Annotated in this window: 19 protein-coding genes; 8 read left to right on the top strand and 11 right to left on the bottom strand. The window is 51.7% G+C overall.

Annotation, left to right across the window (positions count from 1 at the left end; translation table 11 throughout):
- Positions 1–9: 9 nt before the first annotated feature.
- The 4 genes from E0L35_RS16965 (at position 10) to E0L35_RS16950 (ending at position 4,946) form a co-directional block, all read left to right on the top strand.
- The gene (locus tag E0L35_RS16965) at positions 10–1,179 is read left to right on the top strand and encodes an acetyl-CoA acetyltransferase (RefSeq protein ID WP_138800928.1); all 1,170 of its coding nucleotides are present in this window, start codon (positions 10–12) and stop codon (positions 1,177–1,179) included.
- Positions 1,176–2,777, top strand: a complete 1,602-nt coding sequence (locus tag E0L35_RS16960) for an acyl-CoA synthetase (protein WP_138800927.1) — start codon at positions 1,176–1,178, stop codon at positions 2,775–2,777. Before E0L35_RS16965 ends, E0L35_RS16960 begins: the two co-directional genes overlap by 4 nt.
- A complete protein-coding gene (locus E0L35_RS16955) occupies positions 2,774–3,661 on the top strand; it encodes a hypothetical protein (RefSeq protein ID WP_138800926.1) in 888 nt (295 codons plus the stop codon). Before E0L35_RS16960 ends, E0L35_RS16955 begins: the two co-directional genes overlap by 4 nt.
- Positions 3,662–3,752: 91 nt before the next feature.
- Positions 3,753–4,946, top strand: coding sequence for a homoserine O-acetyltransferase (locus E0L35_RS16950; RefSeq protein WP_138800925.1), 1,194 nt, complete (start codon positions 3,753–3,755; stop codon positions 4,944–4,946).
- A gap of 99 nt (positions 4,947–5,045) precedes the next feature.
- Here the strand turns inward: E0L35_RS16950 and E0L35_RS16945 are convergent, their stop codons facing one another.
- Complete coding sequence (locus tag E0L35_RS16945; protein ID WP_138800924.1) at positions 5,046–5,699, bottom strand: DsbA family oxidoreductase; 654 nt, start codon at positions 5,697–5,699, stop codon at positions 5,046–5,048.
- A gap of 664 nt (positions 5,700–6,363) precedes the next feature.
- On the opposite strand from E0L35_RS16945, the gene E0L35_RS16940 reads away from it, so the two are divergent.
- Positions 6,364–6,885 carry an NAD(P)H-dependent oxidoreductase gene (locus E0L35_RS16940; protein WP_138800923.1) on the top strand — a complete coding sequence of 174 codons (522 nt, stop codon included), beginning with the start codon at positions 6,364–6,366 and terminating at the stop codon, positions 6,883–6,885.
- Positions 6,886–7,154: 269 nt separating this feature from the next.
- Here the strand turns inward: E0L35_RS16940 and E0L35_RS16935 are convergent, their stop codons facing one another.
- A complete protein-coding gene (locus E0L35_RS16935; RefSeq protein ID WP_138800922.1) occupies positions 7,155–7,733 on the bottom strand; it encodes a class I SAM-dependent methyltransferase in 579 nt (192 codons plus the stop codon).
- 268 nt (positions 7,734–8,001) lie between these two features.
- Between E0L35_RS16935 and E0L35_RS16930 the strand changes: the two genes are divergently transcribed.
- Entirely contained in the window at positions 8,002–8,421 is a 420-nt protein-coding gene (locus tag E0L35_RS16930) for a hypothetical protein (RefSeq protein WP_138800921.1), read from the top strand.
- A 106-nt stretch (positions 8,422–8,527) separates the two neighbouring features.
- On the opposite strand, the gene E0L35_RS16925 is transcribed toward E0L35_RS16930, so the two are convergent.
- The 4 genes from E0L35_RS16925 to E0L35_RS16910 all read right to left on the bottom strand — a co-directional run bounded on the left by E0L35_RS16925 (position 8,528) and on the right by E0L35_RS16910 (position 9,885).
- Complete coding sequence (locus tag E0L35_RS16925; RefSeq protein WP_022520034.1) at positions 8,528–8,815, bottom strand: HigA family addiction module antitoxin; 288 nt, start codon at positions 8,813–8,815, stop codon at positions 8,528–8,530.
- 10 nt (positions 8,816–8,825) lie between these two features.
- Positions 8,826–9,104 (bottom strand): type II toxin-antitoxin system RelE/ParE family toxin, encoded by a 279-nt coding sequence (locus E0L35_RS16920; RefSeq protein ID WP_138800920.1) that lies wholly within the window; start codon positions 9,102–9,104, stop codon positions 8,826–8,828.
- Positions 9,105–9,213: 109 nt separating this feature from the next.
- The gene (locus tag E0L35_RS16915) at positions 9,214–9,438 is read right to left on the bottom strand and encodes a hypothetical protein (protein ID WP_349304647.1); all 225 of its coding nucleotides are present in this window, start codon (positions 9,436–9,438) and stop codon (positions 9,214–9,216) included.
- Between the two features lie 15 nt (positions 9,439–9,453).
- Complete coding sequence (locus E0L35_RS16910; protein ID WP_138800919.1) at positions 9,454–9,885, bottom strand: MarR family winged helix-turn-helix transcriptional regulator; 432 nt, start codon at positions 9,883–9,885, stop codon at positions 9,454–9,456.
- A 59-nt stretch (positions 9,886–9,944) separates the two neighbouring features.
- Between E0L35_RS16910 and E0L35_RS16905 the strand changes: the two genes are divergently transcribed.
- The gene (locus E0L35_RS16905; RefSeq protein ID WP_138800918.1) at positions 9,945–10,322 is read left to right on the top strand and encodes a VOC family protein; all 378 of its coding nucleotides are present in this window, start codon (positions 9,945–9,947) and stop codon (positions 10,320–10,322) included.
- 1 nt (position 10,323) lies between these two features.
- Complete coding sequence (locus tag E0L35_RS16900) at positions 10,324–10,752, top strand: EVE domain-containing protein (protein ID WP_138800917.1); 429 nt, start codon at positions 10,324–10,326, stop codon at positions 10,750–10,752.
- 143 nt (positions 10,753–10,895) lie between these two features.
- On the opposite strand, the gene E0L35_RS16895 is transcribed toward E0L35_RS16900, so the two are convergent.
- The 5 genes from E0L35_RS16895 to E0L35_RS16875 all read right to left on the bottom strand — a co-directional run bounded on the left by E0L35_RS16895 (position 10,896) and on the right by E0L35_RS16875 (position 14,999).
- Complete coding sequence (locus E0L35_RS16895; RefSeq protein WP_138800916.1) at positions 10,896–11,858, bottom strand: ribonuclease Z; 963 nt, start codon at positions 11,856–11,858, stop codon at positions 10,896–10,898.
- Between the two features lie 244 nt (positions 11,859–12,102).
- A complete protein-coding gene (locus tag E0L35_RS16890) occupies positions 12,103–12,510 on the bottom strand; it encodes a GFA family protein (RefSeq protein ID WP_138800915.1) in 408 nt (135 codons plus the stop codon).
- A gap of 110 nt (positions 12,511–12,620) precedes the next feature.
- The gene (locus E0L35_RS16885) at positions 12,621–13,319 is read right to left on the bottom strand and encodes a class I SAM-dependent methyltransferase (protein WP_138800914.1); all 699 of its coding nucleotides are present in this window, start codon (positions 13,317–13,319) and stop codon (positions 12,621–12,623) included.
- A gap of 93 nt (positions 13,320–13,412) precedes the next feature.
- Positions 13,413–13,877, bottom strand: coding sequence for a GNAT family N-acetyltransferase (locus E0L35_RS16880; protein WP_138800913.1), 465 nt, complete (start codon positions 13,875–13,877; stop codon positions 13,413–13,415).
- 372 nt (positions 13,878–14,249) lie between these two features.
- Positions 14,250–14,999, bottom strand: a complete 750-nt coding sequence (locus E0L35_RS16875) for an EamA family transporter (RefSeq protein WP_138800912.1) — start codon at positions 14,997–14,999, stop codon at positions 14,250–14,252.
- Positions 15,000–15,141: the final 142 nt, after the last annotated feature.

Here is a 15,141-nt window from a genome sequence, read left to right as displayed (position 1 = left end):
GAGCACATAATGACAAAAGCGTATATCGTCGGCTGGGGCCATTCCCCTTTCGGAAAACTGCCCGAACCCAACACCGAAACCCTTATGCAGGGCGTAATTCAGGAGGCTCTGCTTCACGCTGGAGTTGCCCACGAAGCCATTGATGGCATTTTCGTCGGAGTCTACAACAATGGCTTTTCTGCCCAGGACTTCCAGGCAGCTCTTGTGGCCATGGGCGATGAACGCTTTGCGCACACCCCTGCAACGCGTTACGAAAATGCCTGCGCAACGGGAAGCGCAGCGCTGCATGGCGCACTCGATTTTATTGAATCAGGACGCGGGCGTATTGCATTAGTCGTTGGCGCCGAAAAAATGACGGCGACTCCCACCGCCGACGTGGGCAATATTCTGTTGAGTGCCAGCTACCATCAGGAAGAAGCTCACATCGCAGGAGGCTTTGCGGGCGTGTTCGGCGAAATAGCCACAAGCTACTTTCAGAAGTATGGCGACCGCTCGTACGAACTCGCCATGATTGCCGCCAAAAATCATGCCAATGGTGTTGCTAATCCCTGGGCGCAAATGCGCAAGGATATCGGCACCGACTTCTGCGCCACCATTTCAGAGCGCAACCCTACGGTAGCTGGCCCTTTACGGCGTACCGACTGCTCTCTCATATCAGACGGCGCCGCAGCCCTGGTTATTGCGGATGCCGAAACCGCCGCTCAGTTAGAGCGTGCTATTGCTTTTCGAGCGCGCACACAAGCGAATGATCTCATGGCACTTTCCCGACGAGACGTTCTGGCTTTCCGAGGCGCCTCTATCGCCTGGAAACAAGCGTTAGAAGCCTCGGGCCTCAGCCTTTCAGACCTATCTCTCGTAGAAACCCACGACTGCTTCACCATCGCCGAGCTACTGGAGTATGAGGCTATGGGACTAGCCGCCCCCGGCGAAGGCTATCGTGTCATTAGGGAAGGTATTACCCATAAAGATGGCGCCTTACCCGTCAACCCTTCGGGAGGCCTCAAATCCAAAGGCCACCCCATCGGCGCCACCGGCGTTTCCATGCATGTCATGGCTGCCATGCAACTAATGGAAGAGGCAGGCGACATGCAAATACCCAATGCCCACATAGCAGGTGTCTTCAACATGGGTGGGGCTGCGGTGACCAATTATGTCTCTATTTTGGAGCGTATGAAATGAGCCAATCACTAGAGCACGGCGTGACACCGGTCTCAACAAAAGTCATGAATCTGTCTCATTTCCTGACCAATAGCGCACGCCGCCTAGCCAATGAGATCGGCTTTGTATGGGGAACGCGCACCTGGCGCTGGCAGGAAATGGAAGCGCGCTCCATGGCGTTTGCCTACGCACTCGACAAACAGCTGGGACTACGCAAAGGCGATCGGTTACTTGTTCAATCCTCCAACTGTCACCAAATGTTTGAAGCGATGTTCGCCTGCTGGAGAATTGGCGCCATTTGGGTGCCCGCCAATTATCGCCAGTCACCGGAAGAAATCGCTTGGTTAGCGGAGTCATCAGGGGCAAAAGGGTTGCTCTGCGGCGCCCAATTTTCTGACCATGCAACCGCCTGCGCCCCAGTCGTCGACTTTACTGTCTCCATTGGACAAAGCAACTTTGCTGATGATTACGACACTCTTGTTGAGCGCTTCATAGGTGAAGAGATTGCAACCTGCGAGGTCAACCGAGATGACCCCGCCTGGTTATTTTTCACCTCTGGGACGACCGGAAAACCCAAGGCCGCTATTTTGACCCACGGGCAAATGGCCTTTGTGGTGACTAACCATTTATGCGACCTGATGCCAGGAACAAACGCTGATGACGCCTCGATTGTGGTAGCACCGCTCTCGCATGGCGCTGGTGTTCATCAACTTGCACAAGTTGCAAGCGGAGTGAAAACGATTCTCCCAGCGGAGGATAAATTCAATCCCGAATCCATATGGGCATTGGTGGAGAAATGGAATGTCACCAACCTGTTTACGGTTCCCACTATTGTCAAAATGCTGATCGAACACCCTAGTGTCGATCAATATAACCATGCATCACTGCGTTATGTGGTCTATGCCGGTGCACCCATGTATCGGGCCGACCAAGTGAAAGCACTGGAAAAGCTCGGGCCTGTGCTAGTGCAATATTTCGGGCTTGGTGAGGTGACAGGCAACATTACTGTGCTACCACCTACTTTTCACCATGTTGAGGATCAGCACATGAAAACAGGCAGCTGTGGCTTCACGCGCACAGGCATGCAGGTTCAGATCCAAAACAGTGAAGGCCGTGAAGTTCCTGCCAATGAAACCGGGGAAATCGCCGTGATAGGCCCTGCCGTTTTTGCCGGCTACTTCGACAACCCGGAAGCCAACCGGAAAAGCTTTCGCAACGGTTGGTTCTTAACGGGCGATTTAGGGCATATGGACGAAGAGGGATTTGTTTATTTAACCGGGCGTGTTTCTGATATGTACATATCCGGTGGCTCTAACATCTATCCAAGAGAAATCGAAGAGAAACTACTCACTCACCCCCTCGTTTCAGAAGCGGCCGTATTAGGAGTACCTGACCCCACTTGGGGTGAAGTCGGTATGGCTGTTTGTGTACCTTATCCTGGGAAACAGCTTGATACAGAGTCTTTGAATCAATGGCTTAGCGAGAAAATTTCTCGCTATAAAGTGCCCAAAAACTATGTCGTTTGGGATGAGATGCCTAAAACAGCCTATGGGAAAATAACTAAAAAACTTATTCGAGAGACTCTAGTGGCGCGCGGTGAAATAAAGGAGTCGTCATGAGCTTATCACAACTAAAAGATTCACAGATGGGGGCTATCCAGCACCCAGGCCACCCTATAACTCAGAGGCATCAGGCCCAGCTTTGCCACACAACACCCATCCCCCTCCTTTTAAAAGGAGGGCAAAGCTTACACGATGCTATTATCAAAGAGTTAAGCGTACATAATATTACATCGGCTTATATCACCCTTAACAACGCGCAAATGGATACCCTGCGCTACGTGATACCGGGAGACGACCCCAAAGGTGAGCACGCGGCCTGGTATAGCGATACTTTTCACTTAGGTGCACCGGCTCAAATTTTAACGGCAGGCATTCATGTAGGCCGCCGCGAGGGCAAACCTTTCATGCACTGTCACGGAACCTGGAGTGGGGTAAGTGGTAAGGATAAAGGCAAAGAGGAACGTGATCAGGTGGTCGCTGGGCACTTACTCGCGCCTGAATCATACTTAGCCGAGGATATACAGGTCGACTGTATTGCGATAGAGGGCGCATGTCTGGATGTTCATTACGATGAAGAAACTCGGTTTCCGCTATTTTCACCCAGCACGACTTTAAGCAACATCAATAAAAAGAATGCGCTATTACTGACCTTGCGACCAAATCAGGACCTTCAAACCGCGCTTGCTTCTATAGCAAACGATTATCGGGTCGAAACCGCTCAGATACTGGGTATTGGTAGTTTAATCAAGACATGCTTTAACGATGGCAAGCAACTGCTTACCCACGCTAATGAAATATTGATCTTGAATGGGGAATTAAAGGATCACCAAGCGACTATCCAAGCAGTCTCCGTCGGCATTGGTGGTGAGCAACACCAAGGGCAATTGGCCCCAGGGAAAAATGCCATCTGCGTCACTTGCGAGCTACTGCTTGTATTTTAGGTTGAAATAAAACCAACTATGCTAAAAGGCAAGCCAATGCCCGTGGCCTAAAACAATCACAACTATCCCTCTCTTAAGGTAAGGCAACCCTATGGCATCTACACGATACGCGCTGTTCACGGCAACGCTCTGTTCCGGCCTTAGCCTCCTTCTGGCTTCCCCCCTGTGGGCCTGGGATGGGGTCGTCGAGAAACAGACCTTTGAAATGGACAGCTTCACTACCCATGGCGGCGAGACGATCCCCAACGTCACGGTGGGTTGGGAAGCCTACGGCGAGCTCAATGACGCCCGCGATAACGTCATTCTAATCACCCACTTCTTCTCTGGCACCAGCCATGCGGCAGGCCGCTATGAGGAAAATGGGCAGCCGACCGGCTACTGGGATGCCATCATTGGCCCCGGCAAGCCACTCGATACCGATGAGTACTACATCATCTCCTCGGATACGCTGGTTAACCTGAATGCCAATGACCCCAACGTCACCACCACCGGGCCCGCCTCCATCAACCCTGGCACCGGCGAGCCCTGGGGCATGGACTTCCCGGTCGTCACCATCCGCGACTTTGTCGAGGTACAGCGCGAGCTACTCGAAAGCCAAGGCATTGAATCGCTGCATGCGGTGATGGGTGCCTCGATGGGCGCGCTACAAGCTATCGAGTGGGCCAGCGCCTACCCTGACCGAGTTGAACGCTTAATCTCAGTGATTGGCGGCGGCGTTGCCGACCCTTGGCTACTGGCCACGCTAAGCGCCTGGGCAGCGCCGATTCGTTTAGACGCCAACTGGAACGAGGGTAACTACTACAACGGCGAACCACCTACCGACGGGCTAAAAGAAGCGCTAAAACTGGTCACACTCAACGCCAACCACTGGCAGTGGGCTAATGAAACCTTTAACCGCGATTGGGCCGACGAAGCGCGCGATCCCGCCCAGGATATCAACGCCCGCTACGCGATCGAACAAACGCTGGATGATATCGCCGCCGCCCGTGCGGCCACCTCCGATGCCAACCATCTGCTCTATCTGGTGCGCGCCAACCAAACCTTTATGGCAGGCCACGGCGACTCGCTAGAGGAAGGACTTGCCGCCATCGAAGCACCGACACTCATGCTGTATAGCGAAAACGACCTCGTCTTCGCGCCTGAAGGTGTGCGTCGAACCGCCGAGCTAATTGAGGCAGATGGCACTGAGGTGACGCTTGAAACCCTGGAAGGCGATCGAGGCCATTTGGATGGCGTTGTTTCCATCAATCAAGCTAGCGATACATTGCGGGCGTTTTTGCAGTAAGGGGGGTAGCGCTGGCTTTGAGTCTTAAAGCCAGCGCTTAAGAAGTTGCGATATGAACCAGACTAACTAGCCGCCATTCAGGCCAGAGCCTCTAAAACATTAGCGGTTGGCGTTCTCTTCGGCCACCTGACGAAGCGCATCGACAAGCACTTCAGCTGGCTGGGCGCCCGAAATCAGGTAGCGCCCGTCGAGGATGAATCCCGGCACGGCAGTGACCCCTGCTTCCATGAATCGCTGTTCTGCCGCTCGAACTTCGTCTGCGTACTGATCAGACCGGGCGATGGACTCAGCAACGTCACCGTCAAGCCCGACCTCAATGGCCTTCTCGCGTAGAACCTCTGGGTCTGAAGGGTTTTTCGCCTCACCAAAGTAGGCATCAAACAGTGCCAATTGCAGGGGTGTCTCTAGGTTCTGCGTTGCAGCCCACGCAAGCACGCGGTGGGCAGCGAAAGTGTTGTTCGCCCGACGCTCCTGGGCACCACGAAAATTTAATCCAAGCTCTTCGGCCACCGCCATAATCTCGCGCTGGAACTGCGCCATGCTGGCAGCATCCTTACCGTACTTGCGGCACAAGTGCTCCAGGATCGGCTCGCCCTCAGGCGGCATATCCCGGTTGAGCTCGAAGGGCTGCCAGAAAAGCTCAACGTCGATCTCGCCATCAAGGGTTTCTAGCGCTTGTTCCAAGCGCCGATAGCCGATCGCGCACCATGGGCAGGCTACATCGGACACTAGATCAATTCTTACCTTCTGCATGATGGATCTCCTCGTTGGGTTCGGTCATCAGCGCACAAACTGCGCTAAGCCTTGGCTTTTATCAAGCAACACCTAAACGCAACCAACCCAGTAGGTGTGCACTTTTTCCAACCCATTGGCGGCGTTGGTAAGCAAAAGCCTCTCACTCACGGCTTAGCATCTTACTAGCTCCGACGCTGGGGGTTGAACTGGTAACGAGGACTAAAGTTCGTCAGCACCAGGTGGGCAGCTCTGTCGATTCGGCAAACGCGGCAATCACGACTTTTCCTGGTTTGTGTTTGAAGATTAAGGAGTCATGACTTTCAAGAATGTAGCTTGCACCTTATCAAGAGAAAGGCAACCACACCCGATGCAGTCTGTCATCATATCTCTCAGTTCAATTAACTGCGTTCTCTTCCTGTTTAGCTCGCCTCGCCACCTAGAGCCCAATTTGTCCCAATCAACAAGAGTGACACGGGTATGATTCGGAAGCTCTTCAAGCTCAAATAAAATGCCTATAAGTTTATTTTTCGCGCCCCTCTTGACCTCAACCTTAGTTGAGGTTTCAGAATAGCCCTACGTTAAAGCCAACTCAATCTTATCGCTTCAGATAACATTTTTATTAAAAACGTGTAACTAAAACCAAACCAACACCCTTGAAAAAATCAACTCAGAGGATTTTAAAATGAAAGTACTTGCCTTCGGCGCTAGCAACAGCAAAAGCTCCATTAACAAAAAACTGGCTTTTTATGCAGCACAACAAGTCAGCGATGCAGATATTTCGTTAATCGATCTTAACGACTTTGAAATGCCAATATTTAGCGGAGAAAGAGAAAAAGAGTCTGGCATCCCTGAATTGGCGCATGCTTTTTACAACGCTATCGGTGAAGCAGATGTCATTGTAATGTCATTCGCGGAACACAATGGGACTTATACGTCAGCCTATAAAAATCTATTTGACTGGACATCACGAATAGATATGAAAGTATTTCAAAATAAACCCGTTCTTATGCTATCTACCTCGCCTGGTCAAGGTGGGGCACAAAGTGTCTTAGCTTCCGCACAAGCGTCAGCTCCCTATTTTTCAGCAACCGTTATAGGCGCGCTTTCCTTACCAAGCTTTTTTGACAATTTTGACTTAGAGCAGGGTGTTGTCACTAACCAGCAGTTTAACCGAGACTTACATGGAATATTAATTAAAATTTAATTTTGTCTATTTTTGGGAAATCGTCTGCAGTCTGTCATCACAGGCGCTATAGAAACTTATAGCGCCTGCCATCACCAGTGGCAAAACCGCTGCGACTCGAAGGATATGACACCTGGAGAATGGCCTGGCTATGCGCTACTTCAGACCATAACAAGCTTCTTCACGTTAAGCTCTTCGCGATATTGGTCAGCATACCAAAGCGCATACTGGAACTGATGATTCAACCAGCTCTCTGCCAAGGTATCAAAAACAGTAGTCCGTTTAACTCGTTAGACGTCTTTGACTAGAATGGCTTCCCATATCGATTTTGGCATAGCGTACTTGTGCGTGATCATTTCTTCTAAACTGAGCATATTCCAGCCGCTTTGGAAAAGGTGCTCGATGGAACTTCGATCAAAAAAACGCTTGGGCTCGCCATGAACGGAGTAGTAGTTTTTATCGATCAAGGGGTGTCCCGAGGCGCCGAAGTGATGATCGTTTGTCGAGTTCAACCGACAAAGGAGAATGCCGCTATCGGTCAGAGTGTCACGTATACGAGTGACAAGACGCAGCGTCTCTGCCCAAGGGAAATAGTGCAACGATAGGCTCGCAACGACCACGCTGGCTTTTTCACTCTCAAGCGGGAAAGGGTCACGGAGGTCTTGAACAAAAAATTTTGCGCGTGGTACGTGGCCTCTAGCCGTTGTTACGGACTCTTCAGATAAGTCGAGTGCGACAAGGTCGACGCCGGCTCCAACGAGGATTGCGCTATCTTCACCAGCACCACAACCAAGCTCTAGGACTGGCCCACAGTCCGCTCGATCAGTGATAAGAGGTAACCAGCGTTGAAGCCAGGGGTCTGAAGACATGGGAAATCCTGAAGATATCTAGTTAACAGTGATTTCATAAATTAATTTAACCCTACCCCATTGATTCCCTCACGAGCAAAAATAAATTCAGCAGTGTTTGAAGCAACCACCGGGCGTACTCCTGTTCATAATCAGCAAGCCGGTGTGTAACTTTTTAAAATACCTCAGCAGTACATAGCCCATCGACATATACCAAAATACGTTCAAACTGATGAAAGTACATTTCGTCCTATACTGAGCAACACCCAGTAATGATAAGGAGCCAGCTATGAAAAAAGCATTATTAGCGCTAATCGCTACAATGCTGATAAGCGGGTGTAGCAACAGCAACACCACCGCATCAAACGCGCCCGCTTCAGATACTGCAACCGAGCAAAACCAGCCCCACCACCAAGTGACCGACCAATGGGTCGGCCGATGGACTGGCGTAGAAGGGTTATTCCTGGAAATCAGCAAGGACGAGCCTGCAGGCCCGGGACATTATCTCCTTCACATGCGCTACGGCCTGGATGCCGATCAAATCGGCACTTTCGAAGGGCAGGCCACCGCCGAGGGCATTAGCTTCAACCGCGGGGGCGGCCCACAGCTGCTTCGTGCGGGCGACGGCGAAGCCACCGGCATGAAGTGGCTATTGGAAAAGGAAGACTGCTTGGTAGTCGCAACAGGTGAAGGCTATTGCCGCGACTGACCTGAGCGGTGGTCACTCAAGGAGCGGCGGGATAAAAGCAGTTATTCAGCCGCTAGTTCAGCAAAGTGGCCCGCTTAATCCAGGGTGTACTTAAACCACCGCTGCTTTAAGCGGCAACCAGCCTCTTTACTTTAAGCTCTTTGCGATGCTGTTCGGCATGCCAAAGCTCGTATTGGGACTGCTGGTTCAACCAGCTTTCCGCAGAGGTATCAAACGCGATAGAAAGCCGCACCGCCATTTCAGGGCTAATACCGGCCTTGCCGTTCAGCACAGCACTGAGCGTTTTGCGACTTACGCCGAGCGCTTCCGCAGCGGCTGTAACAGTAAGACCAAGGGGCTCCAAGCAAAGCTCGCGTAATACTTCACCAGGATGGGGAGGGTTGTGCATCAGCATTGGCGGTACCTCAGTGGTAATCTTCATAATTCACTATCTCGGCATCTCCGTCCTCGAACCGGAACGTCACGCGCCAGTTACCACTAACCGTGACTGACCAGATTCCAGAGCGCTTACCTGAGAGTTCGTGCAAGCGAAGACCTGGCAAGTCCATATCGTTGGCATCTGACGCTGCATTAAGTCGACCAAGAATAAGCCGAAGCCTCTTTGCATGCGCAGCCTGAATCCCTGCAGTGCTGCCGGATTTGAAGAATTTTGCCAAGCCTTTGTGTTTGAAGCTTCGGATCATCTATAAAATGTACCCTGCAACGTATCAGGTGTCAAAAACATGGTGCAAATCAAAAAGAGTCGATAAACGTGCTATGTCCCTACCGTTGATAACACAATTAGGTTAAAGACTACTCGCCCGCCACTTCAGTAAAGTGGCCCGCTTTATCCAGGGTGTATTCGCCAAAATCCCGCGCCAAATAAAGCGAGCCCGAATAGACGCGATGGGCCTCCTTTCGGATGTCTTCGATAGAAGGCGACGTATGGGGGCTGAGCTGGTAACGGGGGCTAAAGTGCGTCAGCACCAGATTGGGCAGCTGTACGGTTTCGGCAACCGCGGCAGCTATGCCCGACATCCTACAACCAGCCCCCTAATCCAACGTTTTCTGAATTCGGTAAAGTAGCGCCAACGCCTCGTCTTCCGAAAGAGGTGAAACGGCTTTAGCCAGTGCCGCCTCGATTTGTGCCGTTGCCTGTCGACCTTGCAGTGCCTTAGCTTCACCACTTGGTGTTAATCGGGCGAGTTGACGGCGTCCGTGGCGGTCATCTTGCCTCCTGACGACATACCCTGCCGCCTCTAGACCGGCCAGAATAGATTGCATGGATTGAGGCGTTATAAATGCTGCATTCGCGAGATCCGCGTTTGTCATGTCTGGTTGCGTCATCAACGCGGAAAGTACGGCATTTTGTGCGGTGGACAGACCACAAGCCTTCAGCGCTTCGTCCATACGACGGCGTAACCGATGCTGGGTTCTTTTTAGGTTGTAACCCAAAGACTTCTCCAGACTATATTGCTTTATCATATAAGGATCCTTACACTATATCAGGTAACTGACATTATACATTCTTAGGAGAAAATGGCATGGCATCTCTCACCGGCGTCGATTTTGTGGGCATTCAGGCAGATGATCTAGAAGCCGCCAAGGATTTCTATAACGGCAAGCTCGGCCTCCCCATCATTAAGGGCCCGCCTGACGCCGTGGTATTCGACGGTAAGCCAGTCCCTTTCGCAGTTCGCAAACCTCTCACCGATCTGTCAGCCGCAAAAGGCTATTTGGGAGCCGGTGTCGCGATTTGGTTTGCCTGTGATGATGCCGATGCTCTTCATGCAGATCTCGCCAAAGGCCAGGTCGACATCGTATTTCCTCCAAAGGCTGGCCCATTCGGCCGTTACTTCGCTTTCCGCGATCCGTTCGGCTACACAATCACGGCACATACCGCAATGAGTCAGGAAACCTGACATGACCAGCTGCTGGATGGGAGTCGCCTGCGCGCAGCATGCACGGGCAGGCCGTGATGGCGGATTCGCGCAGCTTGGTCACGGGAAGCAATCTGCCGTAAGGGGGCTGAAAAAAGGAGACTGGATTGTCTATTATTCTCCACGCGAAAAAATAGACGGCGGGGCTCCTGTGCGGGCGTTCACGACCATCGGTCAAATCACTTCGGATAGACCCTACCAAACGGATCAATCCATGGGGTTTCATCCTCACCGTGTAGATGTGGAGTACCTGTTCGCAACAGAGCTAGCCCCTATCCAACCACTCCTTGAGCAGCTGGAACTAACACGAGGACGAAAGGCGAATTGGGGTATTGTCATGCGTGGTGCAAAGAGAGAGCTTTCCGAGGCGGATTTTCGAAGAATTGCCGTTGCGATGGGAGTTGATTGGTAATCTCCCTCGTCAAACCCTTGCCGCTTTTCAATAGCAGCGTCAGAGAGTCCCGGCTAGGGCTCGGATATTAGCACTGCGAGATACTCATGAAGCCTGAGTTAATCGTGAAGCGTCTGCTTGCAAGAATGGCCAAAAACAAAAGGCTATTCGCCCGCCACTTCAGAAAAGTGGCCCGTTTTATCCAGCGTGTATTCGCTAAAATCCCGCGCCAGGTAAAGCGAGCCCGAATAGACGCGCAGGGCCTCCTTTCGGATGTCCTCAATGGAAGGCGACGCAAGGGGGTGGAGCTGGTAACGGGGGCTGAAGTGCGTCAGCACCAGATTGGGCAACTGTACCGATTCGGCAAACGCCGCGACCAGCTTGGCGTAGCTATGCCCGACATCACCAGCCTTCTGGGCCATCTCTTCGGTGTAGGTGGCTTCATGCACCAGCACCTGTGCCCCCGCGCACGCTTCAAACAACAAATCAGGCTGGTCATTGTCCCCAGCTATCACCACTTTTCTCGGCTTGTGCTTGAAGATCAAGAACTCATGGCTTTTTAACCGCTCACCCTCAAACTCAACATCAAACCCTTGCTTCAACTGCCCCCACAACGGCCCTCTTGGAATCCCCTTTTGCGCTAGTTTATCCACATCCAAGGCAGCGTCGACCCTTGTCTCCGTAAACCCATAAGCGTAGGACGGCGCCCGGTGTGAAAGCCTGAACGTGGTAACGGCAACGCTCTCAAACTCAACGCTGGGCAGCTCGTCCGAGTCGATAAACTCCAAAGCGAAGGGTAAACATAGCTGCGTGACCTCACAGGTGGCCTCCAACCATGCCTTGATGCCTGCGGGCGCCACAATGGTCAGTGGCGCTTTTCGGCCACCCATTCCCGCACTCGCCAGTATGCCCGGCAGCCCATAGCAGTGGTCGCCGTGCACGTGGGTAATCAAGATGGCTTTCAGCGAATGGAAAGACAGTTTCGTGTGCAAAACCTGATGCTGGGTGCCCTCACCACAATCGATCAGGTACCAGCCCTTCCCCTTGCTCTCGCGCAAAGCGACGCCGGAGACGTTTCTGGTTTTGGTGGGTACGCCGGCGGAGGTGCCGAGGAAGAGTAAATTCATATCTTGTTCGTGCGCTCGCTTATTCACTCGCTTTGAGGGTAAGGATGCAGATTTCAAATAGCTAAATGAAAACAGTGGTGCTTATACAATGACTAGGCATACATTAATACAGTTAAGGCTTACCTACATCCGCCAAACTGAGCTGACGTCACTTGTGGCTAAAGCATTAGCGATGCCTAGCTCAGAGAGCACTCGCAATAGGCGCTAGCTTGCTAGCGTCCTAATTGGCAGGATTGTTAGCTCACTACGGCTGTGTGTCATAGGTCAACACACCTTCTGGTATTTGGAACCAGTCTTGCTTTTCACAGACCCAAACGTGAATGGTGGGGTTGATATCGCTTGTATCTGAAAGCGTGGAAGGCTTCAACATTAGGTGATGAGGATTGCTTGGATTGTAATGGTAGATGTGGTTAGCGCACACGGGGCAGAACTTAGCTGAGCTTGTATTTCCACTCGCAGCAATCCTGCTCCACTCATTCATTTCTCCGTTTATATCAATGGCGTCTGAATCTATCATTGCGGTAATGCTAAAAGCACTCGTCGAAAGCTTTTGACACTGTTTGCAGTGACATGCGGCGACAGCAATCGGGGGTTTAGAAAGCTTGTAGGTGATATGTCCGCATAGACATGAGCCGGTAATTGGATACTTCATTTGTAATGAACCTCTATCTTTTGTACAGGTAATGGCCCATAGGGGCATACTTGCGTTTTGAGCGCAGCGAAGAAAAATATGTCCGCTGCTTTGGATTGTCAGACGGTACTTTATGGCGAACGCTTAGAGAACCAAGCATGAACAAAACCTGCCTGGTAAAATTGAACTGGTGAGTCAAAACCGCCACGCCTGATGATGGCTTTAACATCGTCGGGAGGGAGTATTGCGACATCTTTCGCCCATGCTGCATGGGTCTTTTCTATAGCACCAGAAGGAACGTTTGCAGCGTGCAGCATGGCTACCCATGCCTGAAGCAATGCTCTGTATTCATATGAACCAACCTCTGACGAGAGGTCTGCGCTCACCAGAATTCCTTCAGGGTGCAGCCTGTCCGCGATAGCATGGAAAAAGTTCGAGCGTGCCTCATCATCAATAATGAATTGCGAAACCATAAAACATGTAGCTGCGTCATGAAGCTCAACATCTGGCAAAGATTCCAGATAGCCCTCATGGAACATACAACGAGAACTAAACCCTTCTTTCTCAGCTCTTAGACGGCATTCATCGAGCATCGCACCAGAAGGCTCGACGGCGGTGAAGCTCCAGTTTGGGAATTTATTAGCTAAATAGGAAAGCTCTGCGCCCGTGCCTAATCCGACGCAAAGTATACGGGCCTCGCGTGGCAAGTCCGACAATATCCATTCAAGCTGAAAATGAAGTCCTTCATGGACTGGCGCAAGCTTCTTTTGCCGCTGTTCATAGCCAGAAGCCTGTTGGTCAAAAATAGCCTTAAGTTCGTCTTGGTTCATGCAGGTATCCGATTCCATCTAACGCTCGCAACACGAGCGGCCTTGTGTGGAGGCGCAGCCACAACGAAAAGGCCGTCGCTGTGCCTGCGTTTGTTAAGAGGCGATCTGCTTACACATGACATCGACCGCAACTCCCCTATATTCGCATCGCTCCATATAGTGCCAGCCGAGCTTCTCATAAAGTTTCGAGGCGAATTCGGTGTAGAGGTACCAGGCACGAGCATTTGAGCGAACTGCCTCATCTTCGCACCGAGTAACCAGTTTCGTTGCTACACCTTGATACCTGAAGCCCTCTTTCACGTAAACTGCTGCCAACCAAGGGGATAAATTCGGCTTAGTCTCCATATCGCTATGTACTAACGCAGCCGACCCAATAATCTGCCTCCCTGACGTTGCAATAAAGATTGAAGGGATACCCTCTCGTCCCGCAGACTCAGCGATTGCTTCGGTTCGCCCTTCCAGAGTAAGCGACGGGTTCAAATGCTTCCACTCTGCATGGTGAAGCTCCGCCAGCTCCGCAATAAACTCCTTCTTATCAGCCAGAGGAACGATTTCCACAGTACTTGCCTCTTAACAGTGATTATATGGAAGGCTGCATGGCCTCAATATACGTCTAGGTGCACTCATTAAGGTTATGTAACCAATTCATTGATTTGCCTGAGAGCAAAGCCAATTTTGATGGCATCGCCAAAATTCGCGTACCTGTGCGTTTTACCAGTTCTAATAATATTTACCTAATGGAAATGAGCATATAGACGATGGATTATTACGGGGCAGGCGCTGTTATCACAGTGAAAGAGCCGCATCGCTTTTATGGATAAGCGTAACCAAACTGAGCAAGGTTAAAGCTAACTGAGAGACCGCTGGCGGTGTTCTAAATGTTTGGCGATCGCGAAGCTGATAAGCAATATTAGCGGCACGAAGCATTCACTAAGGCTTGTAGCGTGTCAACGCAATACCGCAAGCGATCAAGCCAGAAGAAACAAACCTCCATACGCCGAAACCTTCTTTCAGAATGATGGTGGAAATAAGCGCGGCGAACAATACGCTGGTTTCTCGTAAAGCCGAGACCATGCCAAGCGGGGCGTAGGCCATGGCCCAGATGATGATCCAATACGCACCGACCTGCATTCCACCGCCGACAACGGCGGGTGTCAAATTGCTGGATATAACTTTTTTTATCTCCTTGGCTTTCCACGTCAAAGCAATGGCAAACGTCAGCAAGCCATTGCCCAGGGTCAATAAAACCGCAAAGCCGAGCACCGAGCCAGCTTGTCGTGCGCCGAGACCACCCACCAGCGTGTAGGAAGCGATAAAGGCGCCCGTGCCGAGGGCAAGGAGGATAGCGCGGGGATTTCTGGTAATACCGGTGCTTGTATCGAACGCTAGCGACATCACTCCAACCCCGAGAAACAGCACACCGAGTAACGGGACAAAACCCAACATTTCGCCAGCGAACGCGGCAGCGCCAAGGGTAACGAGTAAAGGCGCCGACCCACGCGCGATGGGATAGACCTGGCCGAAATCGCCATAGTGGTAAGCCATGGGCAAACAAAAGTGATAGGCGGTATGAAGCAAAATAGCTAGGCCAAGAAGCGGCCAACTGGCAGGATCGGGGAGCGCCACGAAAGGCAGGGCGAGCGCAGAAACCAGACTGCCCAACAGGGTGATCACCGCCATGACGGCTATTCTGTCGTAAGCGCTCCAATAACCCCATCTAGGCAGTCATTGCCTAGACCGGTAAGGTCTCTTTCCACTGCCAGGGCAGTAGCGTGTTGAGGTCATCGTCGTTGAGAGAGGGTAGCGTCTCAAAGACGTGCTG

This window comes from Halomonas sp. ATBC28, assembly GCF_005937175.1.
Taxonomy (GTDB): domain Bacteria; phylum Pseudomonadota; class Gammaproteobacteria; order Pseudomonadales; family Halomonadaceae; genus Vreelandella; species Vreelandella titanicae.
The sequence above is the reverse complement of the archived record's forward strand: the minus strand, read 5'-3'. Positions and strand labels throughout refer to the sequence as shown.

What these genes read in the sequence shown, in the direction of transcription:
- E0L35_RS16965 (WP_138800928.1), top strand. Translation starts at nt 10, where the DNA reads ATGACAAAAGCGTATATCGTCGGCTGGGGCCATTCCCCTTTCGGAAAA.
- E0L35_RS16960 (WP_138800927.1), top strand. Translation starts at nt 1,176, where the DNA reads ATGAGCCAATCACTAGAGCACGGCGTGACACCGGTCTCAACAAAAGTC.
- E0L35_RS16955 (WP_138800926.1), top strand. Translation starts at nt 2,774, where the DNA reads ATGAGCTTATCACAACTAAAAGATTCACAGATGGGGGCTATCCAGCAC.
- E0L35_RS16950 (WP_138800925.1), top strand. Translation starts at nt 3,753, where the DNA reads ATGGCATCTACACGATACGCGCTGTTCACGGCAACGCTCTGTTCCGGC.
- E0L35_RS16945 (WP_138800924.1), bottom strand. Translation starts at nt 5,699, where the DNA reads ATGCAGAAGGTAAGAATTGATCTAGTGTCCGATGTAGCCTGCCCATGG.
- E0L35_RS16940 (WP_138800923.1), top strand. Translation starts at nt 6,364, where the DNA reads ATGAAAGTACTTGCCTTCGGCGCTAGCAACAGCAAAAGCTCCATTAAC.
- E0L35_RS16935 (WP_138800922.1), bottom strand. Translation starts at nt 7,733, where the DNA reads ATGTCTTCAGACCCCTGGCTTCAACGCTGGTTACCTCTTATCACTGAT.
- E0L35_RS16930 (WP_138800921.1), top strand. Translation starts at nt 8,002, where the DNA reads ATGAAAAAAGCATTATTAGCGCTAATCGCTACAATGCTGATAAGCGGG.
- E0L35_RS16925 (WP_022520034.1), bottom strand. Translation starts at nt 8,815, where the DNA reads ATGCTGATGCACAACCCTCCCCATCCTGGTGAAGTATTACGCGAGCTT.
- E0L35_RS16920 (WP_138800920.1), bottom strand. Translation starts at nt 9,104, where the DNA reads ATGATCCGAAGCTTCAAACACAAAGGCTTGGCAAAATTCTTCAAATCC.
- E0L35_RS16915 (WP_349304647.1), bottom strand. Translation starts at nt 9,438, where the DNA reads ATGTCGGGCATAGCTGCCGCGGTTGCCGAAACCGTACAGCTGCCCAAT.
- E0L35_RS16910 (WP_138800919.1), bottom strand. Translation starts at nt 9,885, where the DNA reads ATGATAAAGCAATATAGTCTGGAGAAGTCTTTGGGTTACAACCTAAAA.
- E0L35_RS16905 (WP_138800918.1), top strand. Translation starts at nt 9,945, where the DNA reads ATGGCATCTCTCACCGGCGTCGATTTTGTGGGCATTCAGGCAGATGAT.
- E0L35_RS16900 (WP_138800917.1), top strand. Translation starts at nt 10,324, where the DNA reads ATGACCAGCTGCTGGATGGGAGTCGCCTGCGCGCAGCATGCACGGGCA.
- E0L35_RS16895 (WP_138800916.1), bottom strand. Translation starts at nt 11,858, where the DNA reads ATGAATTTACTCTTCCTCGGCACCTCCGCCGGCGTACCCACCAAAACC.
- E0L35_RS16890 (WP_138800915.1), bottom strand. Translation starts at nt 12,510, where the DNA reads ATGAAGTATCCAATTACCGGCTCATGTCTATGCGGACATATCACCTAC.
- E0L35_RS16885 (WP_138800914.1), bottom strand. Translation starts at nt 13,319, where the DNA reads ATGAACCAAGACGAACTTAAGGCTATTTTTGACCAACAGGCTTCTGGC.
- E0L35_RS16875 (WP_138800912.1), bottom strand. Translation starts at nt 14,999, where the DNA reads ATGGCGGTGATCACCCTGTTGGGCAGTCTGGTTTCTGCGCTCGCCCTG.